This window comes from Novosphingobium sp. KCTC 2891 (genome assembly GCF_025938155.1).
In the GTDB taxonomy this organism is placed as follows: domain Bacteria; phylum Pseudomonadota; class Alphaproteobacteria; order Sphingomonadales; family Sphingomonadaceae; genus Novosphingobium.
In genome coordinates this window covers 516,763-536,796 of the sequence record NZ_JAPCZG010000003.1, presented here as the reverse complement: position 1 = coordinate 536,796, position 20,034 = coordinate 516,763, and the positions used below count along the sequence as shown (strand labels likewise).

General features: G+C 65.8%; 18 protein-coding genes. 6 read left to right on the top strand and 12 right to left on the bottom strand.

What is annotated here, in order from left to right; translation table 11 throughout:
• Positions 1 to 1,067: 2-oxo acid dehydrogenase subunit E2 (locus OLX02_RS08910; protein ID WP_264422044.1), on the top strand; the 1,067-nt coding region annotated here is incomplete at its 5' end.
• Between the two features lie 63 nt (positions 1,068 to 1,130).
• Here the strand turns inward: OLX02_RS08910 and OLX02_RS08905 are convergent.
• On the bottom strand, positions 1,131 to 2,213 hold the full coding sequence (locus tag OLX02_RS08905) for an acyl-CoA dehydrogenase family protein (protein WP_264422043.1): 1,083 nt from the start codon (positions 2,211 to 2,213) through the stop codon (positions 1,131 to 1,133).
• Positions 2,214 to 2,361: 148 nt separating this feature from the next.
• Between OLX02_RS08905 and OLX02_RS08900 the strand changes: the two genes are divergently transcribed.
• Positions 2,362 to 3,174, top strand: coding sequence for a TetR/AcrR family transcriptional regulator (locus tag OLX02_RS08900; protein ID WP_264422042.1), 813 nt, complete (start codon positions 2,362 to 2,364; stop codon positions 3,172 to 3,174).
• Positions 3,175 to 3,248: 74 nt separating this feature from the next.
• Here OLX02_RS08900 and OLX02_RS08895 read toward each other — a convergent pair whose 3' ends face one another.
• Genes OLX02_RS08895 through OLX02_RS08885 form a run of 3 tightly spaced genes read right to left on the bottom strand, consistent with a single transcriptional unit; the run spans position 3,249 to position 6,037 of the window.
• Positions 3,249 to 4,391, bottom strand: a complete 1,143-nt coding sequence (locus tag OLX02_RS08895) for a thiolase family protein (protein WP_264422041.1) — start codon at positions 4,389 to 4,391, stop codon at positions 3,249 to 3,251.
• Positions 4,388 to 4,807 carry a Zn-ribbon domain-containing OB-fold protein gene (locus OLX02_RS08890; protein WP_413630125.1) on the bottom strand — a complete coding sequence of 140 codons (420 nt, stop codon included), beginning with the start codon at positions 4,805 to 4,807 and terminating at the stop codon, positions 4,388 to 4,390. The genes OLX02_RS08895 and OLX02_RS08890 overlap by 4 nt, the downstream gene beginning before the upstream one ends.
• 24 nt (positions 4,808 to 4,831) lie before the next feature.
• Positions 4,832 to 6,037 carry an acyl-CoA dehydrogenase family protein gene (locus OLX02_RS08885; RefSeq protein ID WP_264422037.1) on the bottom strand — a complete coding sequence of 402 codons (1,206 nt, stop codon included), beginning with the start codon at positions 6,035 to 6,037 and terminating at the stop codon, positions 4,832 to 4,834.
• Between the two features lie 120 nt (positions 6,038 to 6,157).
• On the opposite strand from OLX02_RS08885, the gene OLX02_RS08880 reads away from it, so the two are divergent.
• A complete protein-coding gene (locus OLX02_RS08880; protein WP_264422035.1) occupies positions 6,158 to 7,156 on the top strand; it encodes an NADP-dependent oxidoreductase in 999 nt (332 codons plus the stop codon).
• A 12-nt stretch (positions 7,157 to 7,168) separates the two neighbouring features.
• Positions 7,169 to 7,483 (top strand): (2Fe-2S)-binding protein, encoded by a 315-nt coding sequence (locus OLX02_RS08875; protein ID WP_264422034.1) that lies wholly within the window; start codon positions 7,169 to 7,171, stop codon positions 7,481 to 7,483.
• A 169-nt stretch (positions 7,484 to 7,652) separates the two neighbouring features.
• On the opposite strand, the gene OLX02_RS08870 is transcribed toward OLX02_RS08875, so the two are convergent.
• The 4 genes from OLX02_RS08870 to OLX02_RS08855 form a co-directional block, all read right to left on the bottom strand.
• On the bottom strand, positions 7,653 to 8,453 hold the full coding sequence (locus tag OLX02_RS08870) for an SDR family NAD(P)-dependent oxidoreductase (RefSeq protein WP_264422031.1): 801 nt from the start codon (positions 8,451 to 8,453) through the stop codon (positions 7,653 to 7,655).
• A 32-nt stretch (positions 8,454 to 8,485) separates the two neighbouring features.
• Positions 8,486 to 10,030, bottom strand: a complete 1,545-nt coding sequence (locus tag OLX02_RS08865; RefSeq protein ID WP_264422030.1) for an AMP-binding protein — start codon at positions 10,028 to 10,030, stop codon at positions 8,486 to 8,488.
• A gap of 18 nt (positions 10,031 to 10,048) precedes the next feature.
• Entirely contained in the window at positions 10,049 to 11,461 is a 1,413-nt protein-coding gene (locus tag OLX02_RS08860) for an MFS transporter (protein ID WP_264422029.1), read from the bottom strand.
• A 97-nt stretch (positions 11,462 to 11,558) separates the two neighbouring features.
• Positions 11,559 to 12,986 (bottom strand): aromatic ring-hydroxylating oxygenase subunit alpha, encoded by a 1,428-nt coding sequence (locus OLX02_RS08855; RefSeq protein ID WP_264422027.1) that lies wholly within the window; start codon positions 12,984 to 12,986, stop codon positions 11,559 to 11,561.
• A 257-nt stretch (positions 12,987 to 13,243) separates the two neighbouring features.
• Here OLX02_RS08855 and OLX02_RS08850 point away from each other — a divergent pair, with 257 nt between their 5' ends.
• Positions 13,244 to 14,083, top strand: a complete 840-nt coding sequence (locus tag OLX02_RS08850) for an enoyl-CoA hydratase-related protein (RefSeq protein ID WP_264422026.1) — start codon at positions 13,244 to 13,246, stop codon at positions 14,081 to 14,083.
• Between the two features lie 15 nt (positions 14,084 to 14,098).
• Here the strand turns inward: OLX02_RS08850 and OLX02_RS08845 are convergent, their stop codons facing one another.
• The 4 genes from OLX02_RS08845 to OLX02_RS08830 form a co-directional block, all read right to left on the bottom strand.
• Positions 14,099 to 14,575 carry a PaaI family thioesterase gene (locus tag OLX02_RS08845; protein WP_264422024.1) on the bottom strand — a complete coding sequence of 159 codons (477 nt, stop codon included), beginning with the start codon at positions 14,573 to 14,575 and terminating at the stop codon, positions 14,099 to 14,101.
• 26 nt (positions 14,576 to 14,601) lie between these two features.
• Positions 14,602 to 16,014 (bottom strand): dihydrolipoyl dehydrogenase, encoded by a 1,413-nt coding sequence (lpdA, locus tag OLX02_RS08840; RefSeq protein ID WP_264422022.1) that lies wholly within the window; start codon positions 16,012 to 16,014, stop codon positions 14,602 to 14,604.
• Positions 16,015 to 16,184: 170 nt separating this feature from the next.
• A complete protein-coding gene (locus tag OLX02_RS08835; protein WP_264422020.1) occupies positions 16,185 to 17,705 on the bottom strand; it encodes an acetyl-CoA acetyltransferase in 1,521 nt (506 codons plus the stop codon).
• Positions 17,706 to 17,777: 72 nt separating this feature from the next.
• Entirely contained in the window at positions 17,778 to 18,542 is a 765-nt protein-coding gene (locus tag OLX02_RS08830) for a crotonase/enoyl-CoA hydratase family protein (protein WP_264422018.1), read from the bottom strand.
• Positions 18,543 to 18,763: 221 nt separating this feature from the next.
• Between OLX02_RS08830 and OLX02_RS08825 the strand changes: the two genes are divergently transcribed.
• Positions 18,764 to 19,987 carry an NADP-dependent isocitrate dehydrogenase gene (locus OLX02_RS08825; RefSeq protein WP_264422017.1) on the top strand — a complete coding sequence of 408 codons (1,224 nt, stop codon included), beginning with the start codon at positions 18,764 to 18,766 and terminating at the stop codon, positions 19,985 to 19,987.
• Positions 19,988 to 20,034: the final 47 nt, after the last annotated feature.

Genomic DNA, 20,034 nt, shown 5'->3' with positions numbered 1-20,034 from the left:
CCGCGCGCACGCCGAAGAAGATCGTGACCAACCGTCCGATCAGCCCCGAGGCGCTCAAGCTCGCCGAGGAAGAAGGCGTCGACATCGAGGAGATCGAGGGTTCGGGCCGCAATGGCCGGATCACCTACCAGGACGTCGCGCAGGCGCTGCGTCCCGATCGCGGCCCGGTGCTGCGCGGCACGGCGCCGCTGCCCGCCGAGATCGCGGCGATCTTCGCCTCGCCGCTCGCCCGCCGCATCGCCGCGCAGCACGACATCGACCTGTCGGGCCTCGTCGGCACCGGCCCCCGCGGCCGCATCTCGAAGGCCGACGTGCTCGCGCTGGTCAAGCCGGCGGCCCCCGCCGGTGCGGTCGCCTTCGGCGCGCCGTTCGAACTGGTCGCCAACCAGCCGGCGGTCCAGCCCTTCGACAAGGTCCGCAAGGTCGTCGCGCGCCGCCTGACCGAGGCCAAGCAGACCATCCCGCACTTCTACCTGCGCGTCTCGGCGGCGGTGGACGAGCTGATGGCGCTGCGCAAGACGGCCAACCTCGTGCTCGGCACCAAGGCGTCGATCAACGACTACATCGTCAAGGCGGTGGCGCTGTCGCTGGTGAAGCATCCCGCGGTCAACGTGCAGGTGCACGGCGACGAAGTGCACCTCTACCCGCACGCCGACGTGGCGATCGGGGTGGCCAGCCCCAAGGGCCTCGTCACCCCGATCGTGCGCCAGGCCGACCGGATGCACATCGCGCAGCTCGCGGCGGCAACCCGCGCGCTGATCGACAAGGCCCAGGCCGGACGGCTCGGCTACGAGGACATGGACGGCGGCACCTTCTCCGTCTCCAACCTCGGCATGTTCGGGATCGAGCAGTTCGATGCGATCATCAACCCGCCCCAGGGCGCGATCCTCGCGGTCGGCGGCGTGAACAAGGTCGCGGTCGAACTCCCCAACGGTGACATCGGCTTCGAAAGCCGCATCCAGTTCACCATGTCCGTCGACCACCGCGCCATCGACGGCGCTCTCGGCGCCCAGTTCCTCCAGACCCTCAAGGCACTCATCGAAAATCCCGAAGGACTGTTCCTCTAAGCGCAGCGGGAACTGCGCCCCTGTCGCGCCATGCCGGCTGGCACCGCGCGACAGGGGCAGCCATCACGACAGGGCGGCCATTCGTCCGAGGTGATATTGCGCAGTGCCGAAATAGTTCTGCAAGACGAAGGCGCGCTTGAAATAGTGCGACACGTCGATCTCGTCGGTGGTGCCGATCCCGCCGTGGATCTGGACCGCAGATTCCGCCACCAACTTCAGCGCATCCGCGACATAGGCCTTGGCCGCAGAGACCGCGCGGGCGCGCTCCCCCGCGGGCAGCGCGAGAGACAGCGTCGCCATGTATACCATCGAGCGCGACCGCTCGATCGCCACCGCCATGTCCGCCATCCGGTGCTGCAGCGCCTGGAACGTGCCGATGGGCCGGCCAAATTGCTCGCGCTGGCGCGCATAATCGACGGTTCGCGCCAAGAGCGTGGCCATGATGCCCACGGCTTCCGAGCAAAGCGCCGCGGCGCCTTCGTCCAGCGCCCGCTCGATGAGCGCCAGCGCATCGCAGTCCACCGGACCGATCCGGCGCGCAGGTGCAGCGTGCAGGACGATGTCCGCCGCTGGCCGGCCATCGACCAGGCGATAATCGCGACGCTCCACCCCGGCGGCGGCGCTCTCCACGATATAAAGCCCGACGCCGCGGTCATCGCGGGCCGAAAGCAGCAGGTGGGTGGCGAATGGCGCGGCGACGACCGCAGCCTTGGTCCCGCTGATCGCTCCGGCTTCGTGGCGGCAATCGATGCGGGCAGGATTGAATCTGCTCGACGCTTCCTGAAGCGCCGGGACGACAACCGCATGGCCCGCGACGATGTCCGCGAGAAGCACCGCATCGCCGTTACCGCGCAATAGGGCCCCCGCCACGACGATCGCTTCGACATAGGGTTCAAGCGCAAGGACGCGCCCGAGTTCCTCGGCGATCACCATGACTTCGACCGGCCCACCGCCCAATCCGCCATCCGCCTCCGGGATGGCTGCGCCAAACAGGCCGATCTCGCTTGCGAGATCCGCCCATACCTCTGGTCTCCACCCCGCGCCCGCCAATGCCGCGCGCCGCTCGTCGAAAGTGTAGCGGCGCGCCAGATATCCGGCGAGCGCTTCGCGCAGCAGGTTCTGCTCTTCGGAAAGCTGGAAATTCACACGCGCTCCGTAATTATGTATTGCGCACTACTTTTATGCCATGCGCTGCAAATTTCAAGCCCATCCTGGGCCGGAGAGTTGCAAGATTTGCGCCGCTGCGCCAAAGCAGGAGTTGCGTTGGCAATTATCAGGCAGGGCAATCGGAAAAATGGCTTCGTCAGTTGGTCGAGGAGACCTGGCCCCTCACCCGGACAAGCCGCTGCTCTATTTCAGCCCGTCGATTCTTGCCCGCCGCCGCCGCCTGCTCAAGGAAACGCGGCGCATGATCGCCGAGGACGGGCTCGATGGCTTCAGCATCCGCCGCCTTTGCCAGCGCGCCGGCGTGGCGCAGCGCACGCTTTACAATGCGTTCCAGAACAAGGACCGGTTGATCGCGCTGGCGATCCGCGAAGCGTATGACGAATATTCGGCCTATGCGCGCACGAGCACGGAGAGCGCGTCGCTCGCGGGGCTGCTTTCAAGAACGATCGCCATCAACCGCCGCAACTTCCGCGTGCGCAACTATACCAAAGCCGTCTGCGCGCTCTATTTTTCGGCCAATACCAAGCCCGACGTCTGGGAAACGCTCCAGGAAATGTCGCTGCTTGGCACCCATCGCTGGCTGGAACGGCGCAAGGCGGAATTGCAGCCGTGGGTCGATGTGAACCACCTCGCCGAAGTCATGGCGAACGTTCTTTATGCGACGATCAACGACTGGGCGCTGGGGCGCCTGGAAGATCAGGAATATCTGCCGCGCCTGGCCGAGAACATCCTCCTGCTGGTCATCGGATCGGCCAAGGGGGAACTGGCCGAGGAAGCCACGCGGTTCCTCGAAACCATACAGCGGACCGGCGACGTCAATTCGATCATCACCCCGGTGTCGGATCCGCCCCGCCGCCCGGACGAACCGGCCGAGGACATCGCAGAGGACGCCGCACCCAAGCGCACCCGCGCCAGCAAGACGGTGACCGACGAACAATGACCCCCGCCCGCTCCGGCGAATGGGCGGACCGTGACTTGGGGGCGTCGTCAGTCGGCCCCCAAGCATTCGGCGTCTCAGCGCTCGAGCACCACGCAACCGGATAGCCCGGGCGCGCCATAGACCTGGCTATAGGCGATGCGCGCGTCCGGCACCTGCCGGCCATTCGCACGATCGCGCAATTGCTGCACGTTCTCATATACTTGCCGAAGACCAGAGGCCCCGATTGGTTCTCCGCAGGCAAGGCAGCCGCCATCGGTATTGACCGGGATCCGGCCGCCCAGCCGGGTTTCGCCATCGGCGATCAGGCGCTCCTGTTCGCCATCCCTGCAAAAGCCGTTTTCGGCCATGTGCATGATCTCGGCCCCGCTCTCGGTGTCTTGAAGCTGGGCGACATCGACATCGGCAGGCCCCACCCCGGCCATCTCCCACGTTGCTGCCGAGGCAAGCTCGACCGCCGACTTGCCGCGCTCGATTTCCAGCGCCGGCGCGAAGACCTCGAAGCTGCCGACCGGTCGGGTCCGGATCGCGGCACCGCGCACCCTGGGGCCCGTCAGCCCAAGTTCGCGGGCCTTGCGCTCGGACGCAAGGATCAGCGCCGCACCGCCTTCCGCCGGCGAGCAAAACATGTACTTGGTCAGCGGGTCCGAAATCATCGGTGCATTGAGAATCGTCTCGAGATCGACCGGACTGCGCCGCCACGCATGGGGCGTATGGACCGCATTCGAGAACGCCTTTTCCGCGACCAGTCCAAGCGTCTTCTGGCTGATGCCGTGCAGCGCCATGTAGCGCGTGATCTTGTTCGCGAAGAACTGGGTGGTCAGCATCATTCCGGTCTCGCCATACCAGCGCGGCAGGCCGGAGGCCTCCGGATCGGCGTTGAAGGCTCCGCGCGGGTGCTTGTCGAAACCGACGACGATGCCAAGGTCCACATCCCCCGACTTGATCGCCGCATAACCCGACAGCAGCGCCGACCCGCCCGTGGCGCAGCCGTTGTTGACGTTGATGAACGGAATCCCGGTCAGGCCCAGTCGAGGCAGGACCGCATCGGCAGCCCCGGCGGCCGACGATCCGCCGAACGCGAACTGCATGTCCTTCCATTCCAGCCCGGCGTCCTTCAGCGCCTCGCGGATGGCGAACACGCCCTGTTCCAGCCCGGTGCGGCCGTCGGTGCGGCCGAACGGATGGATGCCGGCGCCCACGATGACGATGTCGGTCATGCCTTTTCCCCTTCCCTTGCCGGACGGAAGGCGTAGGTCAGCACGGCCTCGCCGGCATCGTCCGTACGGTATGCCTCTGTGGTGATGCGCATCGCCTCGCCGATGCGGAGCTTGGTCAGGTCATCGGCGACGATCCGCGTCTCGACGATCAACTGCCCCGGTAGTTCGACATAGCCGACCCCATAAGGCTTGAAATCGAACTCGCTGCCGTCGCCGTTGAACGGCGATTTCGGGCGGAAGCGCTGGATCGTGTAGGACCACAACGTGCCCTCGGGCGCGAGTTCGACAAGATCGTAGTTCTCTTCCGCCCCTCCCGAGGGGAACGGGAACACCAGCTTCCCGTCGATGCGCGACCGCCCGGCAAGCAGGCGCGTGACGCTTCCCGAACCGACGAAGAGATTTTCAGCAACCGCCACCGGCATTCCTGTTTCTCCCAAACCTCAGAGCCCTAGGCTCTTGGCGATGATGCCCCGCTGGATTTCGCTCGACCCGCCAAAGATCGTTGCCGCGCGGGTGTTGAGATAGCGCGCAGTCGGCGTGAGCCCGTGGTCCGGGCCGATCGGGGGTTCGTTCGCATGAAGGCCCAGCGCATGGCGCTGGTCCGCAATGGCATGAACGCCAAGCGCCTCGGAACTGAGTTGCGCCAGCTTCTGGTAAAGCTCGCTGACCGACAGCTTGAGGATGGAAGGCATCGCGCCGTCGGCACCGTCGCCCGCAACCAGCTTCGCAATCTGGCGCCGCTCGGTCCAGTCGATCGCCATGATCTCCGTTTCCAGCCGCATGATCCGCTCGCGGAAACGCATGTCGTCCCACAGCGGCGCGCCGTCCTCGCCCGGCTCGCTGCGCGCGATATCCTTCAGCTTCGCAAGCTGGGCATTGAGCCGTCCTGCGGCCGAGCCGCCGCCGCGCTCGAAGGCGAGGAGATACTTGGCGATCTCCCAGCCCTGGTTCTCCTCACCGACGAGATATTCGGCGGGCACGCGCACGTTGTCGAAGAACACCTGGTTGACTTCGTGCTCCCCCGACATCGACAGGATCGGGGTGACGGTCATGCCCGGCAGGTCCATCGGCGCGAGCAGGAAGCTGATCCCGGCCTGACTCGGCCCGTCCTTACGCGTGCGCACCAGCAGGAAGATCCAGTTCGCCTCGTGCGCGTGGGTGGTCCAGATCTTGGTCCCGTTGACCACGTAGTGATCGCCCTCGCGCTCGGCACGGGTGCGCAGCGATGCAAGGTCGGAACCCGATCCGGGCTCCGAAAAGCCCTGACACCAGTAATGCTCGCCAGAGAGCATCTTCGGCAGGAAAAAGTCCTTCTGCGCCTGTGTGCCGAAACGCATGATCACCGGCCCGCACAGCGCCAGCCCCATCGCCGGAAGCGCGGGTGTGCCGGCAAGGCCGCATTCGCGCTCATAGATGTAGCGCTGCATGGCCGTCCATCCCGGCCCGCCATGTTCGCGGGGCCACGTGGGGGCGATCCAGCCCTTGCGATAGAGGATCGAATGCCACGTGCGGGCCAGTTCGCCTTCGGCGAACACGCCAGCCTGTCGGGCGGCGGCACTGCGCAACTGGGGCGTGAACTGCTCGCCCAGGAAATCCCGAACTTCCTGTTCAAAGGCGCGGTCTTCGTCGGTGAGTATCATGTCCATGTCGGTTCGCTCGTAAAGGCTGGCGGCACCTGCGGACTCGCAATCCTGCCTTGCTTTGTCCTTGAGAGGGCTACACAACATTTTGCATCGCGCATCAACTTTTTTCAGGAGGCGATGAAAATGCGCTGGAAGATAGCTGCCCGCCCGATCGGCAGGGAACTGCGAATCGGGGATTTCGAGAGGGATTCCGCCCCGCCCGAGCTTGCGCTGCGGGAGGGTGCGATTCGCGTACAAGTGTTGATGTTGTCCTGCGATCCGGCCCAGAAGGGCTGGATGGAAAACGTGGCCGGCTATGCCGCGCCTACCGAAATCGGGGGCGTGATGCCGGCAGGCGGCGTAGGCCGCGTTCTGGAAAGCCGCGCCGCTGAATTTGCCCCTGGCGATCTTGTCCAGGGAACGCTCGGCTGGTCCGACGAGATGGTGGTGGAGGCCAGCGCGATGCGCCGGGTCCGCGACGAACCCGATGCTCCGCGGCTGGCGCTCGGTCTGCTGGGATCGAGCGGCCTGACGGCCTATTTCGGCCTTGCCCGCATCGGCGTGCCGCAACCGGGCGACACGCTCGTAGTGACCGGAGCGGGCGGCGGCGTCGGCTCGATCGTGGGACAGATCGGCAAGATCGCAGGATGCCGCGTCATCGGCCTGGCGGGCGGAGCGGACAAGTGCCGCTGGCTGACCGACGAACTCGGGTTCGACCACGCCATTGACTACAAGGCGGAAAACCCCAAGCAGCGGGTGCGCGAACTCGCCCCGGGCGGCATCGATGTGCTGTGGGACAACGTCGGCGGCCAGATGCTTGACGACCTGCTCGCGCGCATCGCCCGCAAGGCCCGCGTCGTGATCTGCGGCGGCATTGCGCGCTACCAGCAGGGCGGTCGCCCGCCCGGCCCGGCAAGCTACTTCAACATCGTGTTCAAGAGCGCGCGGATGGAGGGATTCCTCCTGTCGGACTTCGCCGACGATCACGACATCGGCCGCGATCGCCTGCGCACTTGGCTGGCCGAAAAGCGAATTGTGCAACGGGACGAAGTCGTGGATGGTTTGGAGAACGCGCCGCAGACGCTGATGCGCCTGTTCCGCGGCGAAAACCGCGGCAAACTGTTGATCAGGGTCGCCGATTGACATGGACGTTGAATGATCGAAGTCGAGTTTGTGCTGCCCGATGGAACCCGCCAGCGCGCCTTCGGCCGTGAAGGCTACAGCCTGATGGAAGTGGGCGTGCGCGCCGGCATACCGGGCATTCGCGCGGAATGCGGCGGCTCGTGCGCCTGCGCCACGTGCCACGTCATCATCGACCCGGCGTGGACCGATCGCGTAGGCCCGCCGCACGCCGCCGAGGACCAGTTGCTTGACCTGCTCGACCGGGCGCCCGGCTCGCGCCTTGCCTGCCAGGTGCGACTGAAGAAGGATCTCGACGGGTTGCTGGCCTTCGCTCCCGCAGCCGACTGATCGGGTCTGGGGCAACGGACCGGCCCCGCGTCCGCACGCGCTCATCTTCGGCAAGCAGCTTCAGCAGTTCCAGCCGCTTGCGGTCCCCGGCTGGCGTGTCGGACATATCCGTTTTCCCTTCTCTGATGCCGAAAGGTGGGGCGGGCACCGACCGCCCCGCAGGCTGGTTTCAGGTGGAGAGTTGCTGCATCGCCGCGACGACGGATGCCTCGATCTCGTGCTTCCACGGGTTGCGGCGCAGCGTCAGGCCGCCGTTCACCTGCAAGTTCTGCCCGGTCATGAAGCACTCGTCGGACGCGAGCCACACCACTGCCGCGGCGATGTCGTCGGACGTGCCGACCCGGCCCATCGGATAGGAAGGCACGAAGGCTTCCCACAGGCCGGGCGTGCGACCGTTGGCGGCGGTCATCGGCGTCTCGGTCAGTCCGGGCGAGATCGAGTTCGCCTTGATCCCCCGCGCGCCGAATTCGTTGGCGATGCAGCGGATCACATGGTCGGTCCCCGCCTTGGTGCCCATGTAGGCGGCGTGATCGTTGAGCATGATCGTCGCGGTTGCCGACGAGATCTGGATCAGCGATCCACCCTGCGCCATCGCCTCGATCATCGCCTGGAAGAACAGGAACGGCCCCTTGAACTGAAGATCGCCGATACGCTGCAATTCGTCCTCGGTCGTCTCCAGAAACGGCTTGAGCAGGCCCCAGCCGGTCGCGTTGACGGCGATGTCCACGCCGCCCATCTGCTCGGCGGCGGACTTCGCCAGCGCCTCGTTGTCGGCCTTCCGGGTAATGTCGCACAGCGCCATGAATCCCTTGCCGGGGTGCGCGGCAACGAATGCCTCCAGATGCTCGGGTTTGCGCCCGGCCACCAGCACGCTGGCGCCTTCGGCGATCAGTCGCCGCGCGATAACCTGGCCCATGTTGTTGGCACCAGCCGCGCCCAGCACGACGGCGCGCTTTCCTTCAAGCCGCATATTCCTCTCCTTGTTTTCTGGATATTGCCCGGTCAGCCCCCGATCGTCCGGTCGGAGGGCCAGAACGGCCTTCGCAGTTCGCGTTTGTTGACCTTGCCCATGGCGTTGCGGCCAACCGTATCGACCACGTCGATGCTGCGCGGTTGCTTGTAGCGGGCGAGCCGTTTGCGGGCGTAGCTGCCCAGTTCCGCCGGAGTCACGCCAACGCCGGGCCGGAGCACGACCAGGGCTTTCACTTCCTCGCCCATGTCGGGGTTTGGCACGCCGATCACCGCCACGTCCTCGACCGCGGGATGGGTGATCAGCACCTGCTCGATCTCGGCCGGATAGATGTTGACCCCGCCCGAGACGATCATGTCCGACGAGCGGTCGGTGATGAACACATAGCCGTCATCATCGACGTAACCGATCTCGCCCAGCGTAAACACGCCGGGCTCGATGTGTGCCGCTGCGGTCTTTTCCGGATCGTTGTGATAGACGATGCCCCGGCCGCTGGGATCGCGGAAATAAAGCTGGCCCACCGCATTGGCCCCCAACCGCGTGCCATCCTCGGCCACCACCACCATTTCCAGCGGGGGCACCGGCTTGCCAACTGAGCCGGGCTTCAGCAGCCACTCCTCGGACGTAATCATGTTGGTCGTGCCAGCCTCGGTCGCGCCATAGGCATCGACGAACACCGGCCCCCACCACGCGATCATTGCCCGCTTCACATCGACCGGGCAGGCCGCGCCCGTGTGCGGCACCAGTTGCAGGCTCGACACGTCATAGCGGCCACGCACCTCGTCCGGCAGCGCCAGCAGCCGCTGGAAGTGCGTGGGCACCATCACCATCGTGGCGACCCTGTGCTTCTCCACCGCCGCCAGGATCTGTTCGGCATCGAACCTGGGCAGAACGACCAGTGGCCGTCCCCCCGCCAGCTGGCGGATCGAGCCGAGCGGCCCCGTGTGATAATTCGGGCCGACCAGCAGCGCCGGCCCCGGCGCGGCTGCCTCGACCAGTTCACGCAAGGCACGAAACAGGCCGGTCACGTCCGCCTCACGCGGGAACATGCTCGGGGGCGTTTCCGTGCCTTTCGGGCGGCCCGTCGTTCCCGAAGTGTAATGCATATAGGGCAGCGGCGGCATCGTTTCCGGCGGCGGCGCATCGCTGGCCGCGGCAAGCCAGTCCTCCCACGCCGTCACGCCCTCAACGCCCGCACAGCGCCATCCGACCACCCGGTCGATCCCGGCCGCGCGCGCTGCCTGAACGCCGATGTCTGCCGTCTCAGGCCCGACGAACAGCAACCGCGCGCCGCTGTCCTCGAGGATGTAGGCCAGTTCGTCCGCGGTCAGGTGGAAGTTGGCCGGCACGCCCGAAACACCCGCGCGCAACAGGGCAAGGTAGGCCAGCGCGCACTCGGCAGAATTGTGCGCGAAAACCGCCGCGCGAGGCGGCTGCCCCAGCCCTTCGCCCAGGAGCGCGTTGGCGGCACGGTTGATGAAAGGGTCGAGTTCCGACCAGGTCAGCGTCAACCTGCCGTCGGTAACGGCAAGGTCATCGGGCGTGGTCTTCGCGCGGTCGGCGGCGACAAGCGACATCGGATCTCCCTCTTTGGCTCAATCGGCGCGCCAGGCCTCGGCGGAGCCGAGCGCGGCGCGGAAATGGGGCAGGCTGCGCCAGATGCAGAAGGCGGCGAGCGGGTAGTTGATCGCGGCCATGAGCGCGAGCGTCGGCCCCAACGCACCACCGCCGAAAACGACATCGCCGATCAGGCCACCCAGCAGGGGGCCGAGCGTGTAGCTGAGGAAATTCACCACGACGAAGTAGAGCGCCATGGTCCGCCCCTTGAGTTCGTTGGGCACGACGAACTGCAACGCGGCGGAGCCCAGCCCGTTGGGCCAGCCCATGAAGAAGATCGCCGCCGCAACCAGCGTCATCGCCAGGCCAGAGCCGGGCACCAGGAACGCCGCGACGCCAACCACCGCGAGCGCCAGGCACGCCACCAGAACAAGGCGCATGGTCGCATCGGGGCGGCCGGCGTCCATCATGCCTTTCGCCATGCGGCCGGCGAGCAGTCCGCCCGCCAATCCCACGAACAAGGCGATCAGGCCAAAGGCAAGGCCGGTGCCTGCACGGTCGGCGCCATGTTCGCGCAGGAAGAACTCCACCACCCAGTAGAACAGCGCCCAGCCCTGGATCGCCAGCGCGGTGAACCCCGCGAAGTGCCAGCCGAAGAAGCCACGCCGGGCCGCGAAGAACCGCAGCACGCCGCGAAAGTCGAGCGCTTGCCCGTTCTCGATCCGCCCCTTGCGTGCCGGCTCGCGCACGGTCAGCGACAGTGCTGCCAGCACCAGCCCCGGCAAGCCCACGATCACGAACATTGCCTGCCATGATCGCACTTCGCCCAGCAGCGGCAAGGCCAGCCGCGGCTGCGCTTCCAGCCACTGGACCAGATAGCCACCCGCCAGATTGGCAAGACCCACGCCGATGAACGGCGCCGCACCGAAGACCGCGATCGCCATCGGCAGGCGGCGCCGGTCGAAATAGTCCGACAGCAGGGAAATCGCCGCCGGCCCCAGCGCCGCCTCGCCAATGCCAACCGTGGCCCGAGCGGCGAACAATTGCCCATAACTGGCGGCCAGCCCGCAGCCCACCGTGGCAAGGCTCCAGAAGAAAATGCCCAGTGCGATGATGCGGCGCCGGCTCGCATGGTCTGCCAGCCACGCGATCGGCAGCGTGAGCAAGGTGTAGAAAAGCGTGAACGCCAGCCCGCCGAGCAGGCCCATCATCGTGTCGGTGGCGGCGAGATCCCGCTTCACCGGACCGATCATCAAAGCCAGGATCTGCCGGTCGATGATCGACACTGTCGATGCCACCGTAAGGAACCCGGCCACGTACCAGGCATAGGCGGTGCCTGCCCGCGGTGGGGATACCCCGTCCACGCGGCCTGCCCCCCGCTGTTCAGGGGCGTGCATCACGATGACGCACCATGCCGGCCGACTGTCCGCCAGGACAGCCGGATCGCGCATTTCGCCAAATCCATGGGCCAGCGCCCTCTCCCAGCGGCCTGCCCATTGCCCGCCCGACCACAAGGTCGGCGCGGGCAATGGGCCGGTCCGCGTCTGTTCAACCGGCCTGAGCCGCGTCCCTCGCCTTGCCTTCGGCGATCGTCTGGTCGAGCATCTGGTGCATCTTGCGTATGCGCAGTTCCGAGTAGCGGCCGAGATGGCAGACGCCGATCTCGGACGCTTCCATGCCGGTCTGCACATGCGGCAGGTTGCTCATGTCCTGCTCGAAAACGGCAGCCAGACCGGGCGACAAACCGGCCTTGGGGCCATATTCGACCATGCTCTCGTCAAGGCCGATCTCGAACACTGGCGCCGGCCGGGGTCGCGGCTGGCCCTTGGGCACGCGCTTCAGCATGTAGATGTCCATGATCGAGGTCGCGTGATCGTGCCCGTTCGGCCGCCAGCGATAGACCAGGCTGGGCATGAAACCGGCCCAGAAGCTCATGTGCGGGAAGACGTTGTAGAGCAGCGCATCGACCATTTCAGCATCCGACGCCGCGGAATAATCGTGGCCGTCATCCGCGCCGAGCGAGCGCCGCGTGAATTCCGCCATGAACGTCCGCGCCGTCTCGCCGTCGGGCACGTTCATCGCGTCCTTGCCGGCACCGCCGACCACCGAGCGCGAACCCACGCCCAGAACCGCCTGCACCACCTCGTTCTCGGTAATCTCCCGGTCGTTGTAGGGGCTGGGCACCATCTGCGCCGAGAACTGCCGCGTCACGTAGTCGGTGAGGATGTCGTACTGGCTGTTCACGTCGGCCAGATAGGGCAGCAGCTGCGGATGCGTGGTGATGGCGTGATGGCTTTCCATGAAGCCTTCCGCCGCCGCCTTCCAGTTGCAGGCAACGGTCTTCTGCACGTGGAAATGGATGTACCGGTCCTCGTAACCATAGCCGGCGAAATGCTCGGGAAGCGGGCCAAGCACCTGCTCCAGCGGCGGCGCATCCTTGTCCAGGTTGACGAATACGAAGCCGCCCCAGGTGCCGACCTTCACTTCGGGCAGCGACACGTCCTTGCCCTGCCACTGCGGAAAGTCCCAGGCGATGGGGTTGTCCTTGAAGCTGCCGTCGGTGTTCCACGCTATGCCGTGGTACGGGCAGCGGAACTCGTTCTTGCAGCCGCCCAGCGTGGCCAGCTTGCGCCCGCGGTGCAGGCAGGAATTGTGGAAGGCACGGATCGAGCCGTCCTTCTGTCGCACGACCAGGAGGGACCTGCCCGCGATCTCATAGACATAGGTGTCGCCGACGTTGGGGATTTCCTCCTCGCGGCAAGCCATCTGCCAGATGCGCGGCCACAGGTACTTTTCCTCCAGCCGGGCAAAGGCCGGATCGATGTAGCGCGCCACATCGACAGGCTCGGTGCCGATGTCGGGCACCGGCCCTTCGCGCAGATGCTCGGGAATCGGCCGGGTATCGCGCTCGAGGATCTCCTCATAGGTCTCCGCCGGATGCCGGTCGGTGCGGAAATTCCGTGCTTCTACGTTCATGTTGTTACCTCCGGCGGCTCTGGGCCTTGTCCTCTCGCCACAGAAAGTAACACATCATGCAAACTTGTGAAGCCCATCCACCATCTTTTGCGCCAGCCGGTGGATAGCCTCCCCTCAACCGGTTTTCCCGCGCGGCACACGCCGCGGCCCACGTCCGCATCACCGCCACGATTCAGCAACACGCATCAGGATTGACGCGCGATCCCCCGGCCGCCACCCTGCGCCCGACAAGCGATCGAAAACAAGAGGCGAGCGGAATGGCACAAGACGGCGAAGAACTGGTTCTGGTCGATTTCCCGGCCGAAGGGGTGCAGCGCCTCACGCTCAATCGCCCCGCCAAGCGCAATGCGCTGTCCAATGCCCTGCGCGCGCGGCTGTTTGAATTGCTGGAAGCGGGAGACGCCAATCCCGATGTCCGCGTGACCATCCTGCGCGGGGCCGGCCCCTGCTTTTCCGCGGGCTACGACCTCGCGGGGGGCAGCGCGCCGCCCTACCCCTTCCACACCGCACCGGGCAGCGGGCACTGGGCGCGCCATGTCGTGGAAGGTGCGTTCCGGGTCTGGGATCTTGCCAAGCCGGTGATCGCGCAAGTGCATGGCTGGTGCCTTGCCGGCGGGTCGGAACTCGCCACTGCGTGCGACCTCGTCTACGTCGCGGAAGACGCGCAGATCGGCTATCCCCCGGTGCGGGAGATGAGCCCGCCCGACAACCAGTTCCACCCCTGGCTGTGCGGCATGCGCGCGGCGATGGAGATGATGCTGACCGGCAACGCCATCGACGGGCGCGAAGCGGTACGGCTGGGCTTTGCCAACCGGGCCTTTCCCATCGCGGAACTGGAAGATGCCGTGCTCGACATGGCGCGACAGGTTGCCCGCATTCCCAGCGACGTCCAGGCCATGAACAAGCGCTCGGTGCACCGCGCAATGGAAATCATGGGCCTGCGCGCGGCGATCCGGGCCGGAACCGAAATCCAGGCGTTGGCGCTCACCACCGAAACCAGCCGTGCTGCATTTGAGCGGATGAGCGGCGGCGTCAGCCAGGCCCTGAGCCAGCGCGACACGGCTTTCGGCGACTACCGCACGCGCGAGAAGGACTGACCGAATGCGACGGGATTACCCCTGCTTCGGGGCATTCCCGTCGGCGGCTGCCGACAGCAGGTTGTAGACCCCGGTCATCGTCATGATCGGGGTGCTGCCGCACAGGATCCGGCCACTGACATGGGCGACCTTCCGCCCGCGTCGGTCGATCCGCACTTCGCTGGTCAGCCAGTCGCCCAGCCGCGCCGCTGCAAGGTAGTTGACCCCCATGCTGAGCGTGACGACCGGCAGCCCGCCCGGCTCCAGTCGATAGAGCTCGTAGCTGAGGGCAACGTCGGCGAAGGTTGCCAGCACACCGCCGTGCGCAATGCCCACGTAGTTGACGTGATCTGGCACCACCCGGATTGCCAGCCCGCCGCTGCCCTTGTCGAGCGGATCAATGGGGCCGGCCGGAACGAAGTAAGGGCCGCTCTCGTCAAGAAACGGCGTCTTGAATTGAATCGGCTTCCATCCTGCTTCGGGCAGTTCACTGGGTTTCTGGTCTGACTGCATGGGTGCTCCTGCGAAAGTTCGCGCGCTCAGATGTGCAGGGCGCGGCCATAAGCGGCGAGGACGCTTTCGTGCATGGCTTCGCTGATCGTCGGGTGCGGGAACACGGTGTGCATCAGCTCGGCCTCGGTGGTCTCCAGCGTCTTGCCGACGACGAAGCCCTGCACCATCTCGGTCACTTCCGCGCCGATCATGTGCGCGCCCAGCAGTTCGCCGGTCTTCTCGTCGAACACCGTCTTCACGAAGCCCTCGGACTCGCCCAGCGCGATTGCCTTGCCGTTGCCGATGAACGGGAACATGCCCACCTTCACGCCGTAGCCCGCTTCCTTGGCCTTGGCCTCGGTCAGGCCGACGCTGGCGATCTGCGGGTGGCAATAAGTGCAGCCGGGGATGTTGGCGCGGTCCATCGGGTGCGGGTGGACGTCCTTGTTGCCCAGCTCCGCCGCGATGGATTCGGCCGCGATCACGCCCTCATGGCTTGCCTTGTGCGCCAGCCACGGCCCCGGCGTCACGTCGCCGATGGCCCACACGCCCTTGACATTGGTGCGGCCATAGCCGTCGATGGCGATGATCCCGCGCTCGGCCTTCACCCCCAGCGTCTCGAGCCCGATCGCTTCGGTGTTGGGCACGATGCCCACCGCGACGATCACGTGGCTGTAGTCGGCTTCGGTAACGGCGCCGTCCTTGCCCTTGATCCTGGCCTTCACGCCATTGGCGGAAACGTCGATGCTCTCGACGCCCGCGCCGGTCAGGATGGTCATGCCCTGCTTCTTGAGCGCCTTTTCGAGGAAGGCCGACACGTCGGCGTCCTCCACCGGCACCACGCGGTCCATCATCTCGACCACGGTCACGTCGGCGCCCATGTCGTTGTAGAAGCTGGCGAACTCGATACCGATCGCGCCCGAGCCGATCACCAGCAGCCTGGTCGGCATTTCCTTGGGCGTCATCGCGTGGCGATAGGTCCACACGCGCTCGCCGTCCGCCTTGGCGAAGGGAAGGTCGCGGGCACGCGCGCCGGTGGCGACGATGATGTGCTTGCCCGAAAGCGTCTCGGTGCCCTTGTCGCTGGTCACTTCCAGCGTGGTCGCGCTCTTGAGCACGCCCGTGCCCATGTGGACCGCGATCTTGTTCTTCTTCATCAGGTGCGTGACGCCCTGGTTCAGCTGCTTGGCCACCCCGCGCGAACGCTTCACCACGGCCGCGATATCGGCGGTGATGTTCTCCGCCGCCAGGCCATAGGCCGCCGCGTGCTTCATCTGGTGATAGACTTCGGCCGAGCGCAGCAGCGCCTTGGTCGGAATGCAGCCCCAGTTGAGGCAGATCCCGCCCAGGTTCTCACGCTCCACGATTGCCGTCTTCAGGCCCAGCTGCGCAGCGCGGATCGCCGCGACATAGCCGCCGGGGCCCGATCCGAGGACAATGACGTCGTATTGGTCTGCCACGCGAATCCCCGTCAGCGACTGATGCCATCAAACAACAATATTGCTGCGGTGTATACAATTAGCCAATGCCCGTCAAAGCACCGTTCCGCACCGCATCTCACCCGGGCGCTTCGACAAAAAAAAGCCCCGCGGAAGCGGGGCTTTTTCATGTCATCGCGTGGAGCGGACGATCAGGCAGCGTCGCGCCAGATCATCTTGCCCTCGGCGTCCTTGCTGACCGTCCCGCTACGCCCCACGGCGTTGCGTTCCATGTCGGTCAGCACGGCGATGGTCGCCGTATCATCCGCCGGAACGCTGGCGATCAGCCGCTTGCCTTCCGGCGTGCGGGCGATCACCGCGCCGTTCTGGACCGAGCCATCGGGCTTGTGGATCACCGTCCACGTCTCGATCGTGGCGGGGCCGGCATAGTCCTCGGTCACTTCGGGCACCGGGCCACGCTCGGCATCTGCACGGTCCTGCACCTTGTAGGACGGGGCCAGCGGCGCCGGTGCGGGCTCCGTCGAGACAACGATGGCGTGGTGCTTGGAAACCACCCCGCCCTGCCCATAGACAAGACCCAGCTTGCCCTCGCCATTGCGCAGCTTGCGCACCATGCCGGCAAGGCCATGCGTCATGTAGTTGTTGAGCGGGCCGCCGAAGAAGGTCAGCCCGCCAGCGGTGGTCGGTTCGACTTCAGGACGCAGGCCGGCAATCTCGATGGCCATCTTGGGCACGACCGGGAAGCAGGAATACAGCTCGGCAAGGTCGAACTTCGCGGCATCGCCTCCCGCCACTTCGACCGCCTTTTCCAGCACGGCGCGCTGCGCGGACGAATGGGTGTAGTCATCGCGCTCCATGTAGTCGCCCGGTTCGGCCGCCGCGGCGCCGCCCCAGATGTGGATCAGCTTGTCCTCGGGAATGCCAGCGGCGCGCGCCCAAGCCAGGCTGGCGACGACCACCGCGCCCGACTGGTTGACGATCATGTTGGCGACGTTGAACTTGGTATAGGGGAAGCTGATCGGCCGGTTGCTGACCGAAACTTCGCCGATTTCCTCGGCAGAGGGCGCATTGCGCAACCAGGCATAGGGATTGTCGGCCGCCACCTTGGCATAACGCGCCCACAGCTCGGCAGAAGCCTTGCGCCCCTGCGCCGGGGTCACGCCCTTCACCGCCTGCACCGCGTTTTCGTAGAACGGGTAGATGTGAACGGGAGCGACCGCGCCTGCGGCCTTGGCCGCTGCGCTCATCGGCAGCTTGCTGAAGTCCAGCTTCACCTGCTCATCACGCGAGCAGGGCGGCGTCCAGTCGAGCTTTGCGCCGGACTTCTGCGCTTTCTGCACCGCGTTCACGGATTCGCCGCCAACAATGGCCGCCACTTCATTCGAGCCGGCCGCAATGCGCAATGCCGCATCGTGGACCAGCCGGATCGGCGTTTCGCCGCCCATGCTGGCGTTGATCGCGCGCGCCGGGGCAATGCCGAGCTTTTCGCAGAGCAGACCGACCGGGTCCTTGTAGGGCCACGAGATCAGCCCGACGACCTCGATCGAACCGAGCGCCGACAGCAGAGGCACGCCCGCGTCGGCTTCGGCCGCGCGCAGCGCGTCGGCCATCAACACCACGGGTTCTCGCGCAGCGGCGGGATCGGTCGGGCGATCGGCGACTTCGCCGATGGCGACAATCACGGGAATGCGGTCAGCGGCCACGGCCGTCATCTTTTGCTCCAACGCTGGGAATCATGGGGAGGCGGCCGGGGCAAGGCCTGCGCCCTGCCCCGGCCCGCCGGATTACTTGCCCTGCCAGTTCGGCTTGCGCTTCTCGGCAAAAGCGGCGGCGCCTTCGCGCGCGTCGCTCGAGGAGAACACGGGGGCGATGTATTCCTGCTGCTTCTTCCACATCTCCGCTTCGCTCCATTCATGCGAATCGCGGATGATGCCCTTCGACGCGATCAACGCGAGCGGGCCGTTCTCGGCAACGCGCGCGGCCAGCGCCTTGGCCGCCTCGATCGCGGGGCCTTCGGTGATCTGGTTGACGAAGCCCAGCTCATAGGCGCGCCTGGCGTCGATGAAATCGCCGGTCAGCGCCAGTTCCATGGCGATGCGCGGCGGGATCTGGCGGGGCAGCTTGATCAAGCCGCCGGCAGCCGCCGCAAGGCCGCGCTTGGCTTCGGGAATGCCGAACTTGGCGCCTGCGTTGGCCACGATCAGGTCGCAGGCCAGCGCCAGTTCCATGCCGCCCGCCAGCGCATAGCCGTCAATAGCGGCGATGATCGGCTTCTTCGGCGTCCATTCGGAAAGACCGCCGAAACCACGTCCCTTGATCGAGGGCGACTCACCGCGGAGGAAGCCCTTGAGATCCATGCCCGAGCAGAACGTGCCGCCCGCGCCGGTCAGGATCGCGCATCGCAGGTCGGCTTCGGCATCGAGCCGGTCCATCGCCGCCGCAATGCCTTCGGCTGCGGCCTTGGTCATCGCATTTTTGGCTTCAGGGCGGTTGATGGTCACGACGAGGACGTTGCCATCGACGTGGGTCAGGACTTCAGGTTCGCTCATCCCTTGCTTCCTTCTCTACAGGAACGTTTTAATTGATCGCTTAAAGGGATTGGACCGGATCTCGCTCGCTGTCCAGACCCCGGCCGCGAAAATGGACACGCCGCGAAGGGCGCGCGGCGGACCTTTACGAAGGCGTCAAACCCTGCCTTGGCGCGTCTTGCACACGCAAGAACCTCTGCTAAGGGAGTGCGCAAACCTCCCCCGGAAAAGACAGGACGGACATGGCGAAGATCAAGGTGAAGAACCCGGTCGTCGAGCTCGACGGCGACGAAATGACCCGGATCATCTGGCAGTGGATTCGCGAGCGCCTGATCCTGCCCTATCTCGACATCGATCTGAAGTACTACGACCTCTCGGTCGAGAAGCGCGACGAGACGGCTGACCAGATCACCATCGATTCCGCCAACGCGATCAAGCAGTATGGCGTCGGCGTGAAGTGCGCCACGATCACCCCCGACGAAGCCCGCGTTGAGGAATTCAAGCTCAAGAAGATGTGGAAGTCGCCCAACGGCACCATCCGCAACATCCTGGGCGGCGTGGTCTTCCGCGAACCCATCGTGATCCAGAACGTGCCCCGCCTGGTTCCGGGCTGGACCGACCCGATCGTGGTCGGTCGTCACGCTTTCGGCGACCAGTACAAGGCCACCGACACTCTGATCCCCGGCCCCGGCAAGCTGCGCCTGGTGTGGGACGGCGACAACGGCGAGAAGATCGATCTCGACGTGTTCGATTTCCCGAGCGCGGGCGTCGCCATGGCGATGTACAACCTCGACGACTCGATCCGCGACTTCGCGCGCGCCAGCCTGAACTACGGCCTCAACCTCGGCTGGCCGGTCTACCTGTCGACCAAGAACACCATCCTCAAGGCCTACGACGGCCGCTTCAAGGATCTGTTCCAGGAAGTCTACGAGACCGAAGGCTTCAAGGAAAAGTTCGCCGCCGCCGGCATCGTCTACGAACACCGCCTGATCGACGACATGGTCGCCTCGGCGCTCAAGTGGTCGGGCAAGTTCGTCTGGGCCTGCAAGAATTACGACGGCGACGTGCAGTCGGACACCGTGGCACAGGGCTTCGGTTCGCTCGGCCTGATGACCTCGGTGCTGATGAGCCCCGATGGCAAGACCATCGAAGCCGAAGCGGCGCACGGCACGGTGACCCGTCACTACCGCCAGCACCAGCAGGGCAAGCAGACCTCGACCAACCCGATCGCGTCGATCTTCGCGTGGACCCGCGGCCTGATCTATCGTGGCAAGTTCGACGAGACGCCGGAAGTGGTGAAGTTCGCCGAGACGCTGGAGCGCATCTGCATCGAGACCGTCGAAAGCGGCAAGATGACCAAGGACCTCGCCATCCTGATCGGCCCCGACCAGCCGTGGATGACCACCGAGCAGTTCTTCGAAGCCATCGTCGAGAACCTCGACAAGGAAATGGCGACCTGGGCCTGATCGTCCCCGCCCTTTCCGGCACGAAATGCGAAGGCCCCGGAGCGATC

Excerpts from the sequence above, each read along its gene's own strand:
- OLX02_RS08850 (WP_264422026.1), top strand. The coding sequence starts at position 13,244 with ATGGCACAAGACGGCGAAGAACTGGTTCTGGTCGATTTCCCGGCCGAA.
- OLX02_RS08895 (WP_264422041.1), bottom strand. The coding sequence starts at position 4,391 with ATGACCGACATCGTCATCGTGGGCGCCGGCATCCATCCGTTCGGCCGC.
- OLX02_RS08830 (WP_264422018.1), bottom strand. The coding sequence starts at position 18,542 with ATGAGCGAACCTGAAGTCCTGACCCACGTCGATGGCAACGTCCTCGTC.
- OLX02_RS08870 (WP_264422031.1), bottom strand. The coding sequence starts at position 8,453 with ATGCGGCTTGAAGGAAAGCGCGCCGTCGTGCTGGGCGCGGCTGGTGCC.
- OLX02_RS08855 (WP_264422027.1), bottom strand. The coding sequence starts at position 12,986 with ATGAACGTAGAAGCACGGAATTTCCGCACCGACCGGCATCCGGCGGAG.
- OLX02_RS08845 (WP_264422024.1), bottom strand. The coding sequence starts at position 14,575 with ATGCAGTCAGACCAGAAACCCAGTGAACTGCCCGAAGCAGGATGGAAG.
- OLX02_RS08900 (WP_264422042.1), top strand. The coding sequence starts at position 2,362 with ATGGCTTCGTCAGTTGGTCGAGGAGACCTGGCCCCTCACCCGGACAAG.
- OLX02_RS08875 (WP_264422034.1), top strand. The coding sequence starts at position 7,169 with ATGATCGAAGTCGAGTTTGTGCTGCCCGATGGAACCCGCCAGCGCGCC.
- OLX02_RS08880 (WP_264422035.1), top strand. The coding sequence starts at position 6,158 with ATGCGCTGGAAGATAGCTGCCCGCCCGATCGGCAGGGAACTGCGAATC.
- OLX02_RS08835 (WP_264422020.1), bottom strand. The coding sequence starts at position 17,705 with ATGACGGCCGTGGCCGCTGACCGCATTCCCGTGATTGTCGCCATCGGC.
- OLX02_RS08860 (WP_264422029.1), bottom strand. The coding sequence starts at position 11,461 with ATGCGCGATCCGGCTGTCCTGGCGGACAGTCGGCCGGCATGGTGCGTC.
- OLX02_RS08825 (WP_264422017.1), top strand. The coding sequence starts at position 18,764 with ATGGCGAAGATCAAGGTGAAGAACCCGGTCGTCGAGCTCGACGGCGAC.
- OLX02_RS08885 (WP_264422037.1), bottom strand. The coding sequence starts at position 6,037 with ATGGACATGATACTCACCGACGAAGACCGCGCCTTTGAACAGGAAGTT.
- OLX02_RS08865 (WP_264422030.1), bottom strand. The coding sequence starts at position 10,030 with ATGTCGCTTGTCGCCGCCGACCGCGCGAAGACCACGCCCGATGACCTT.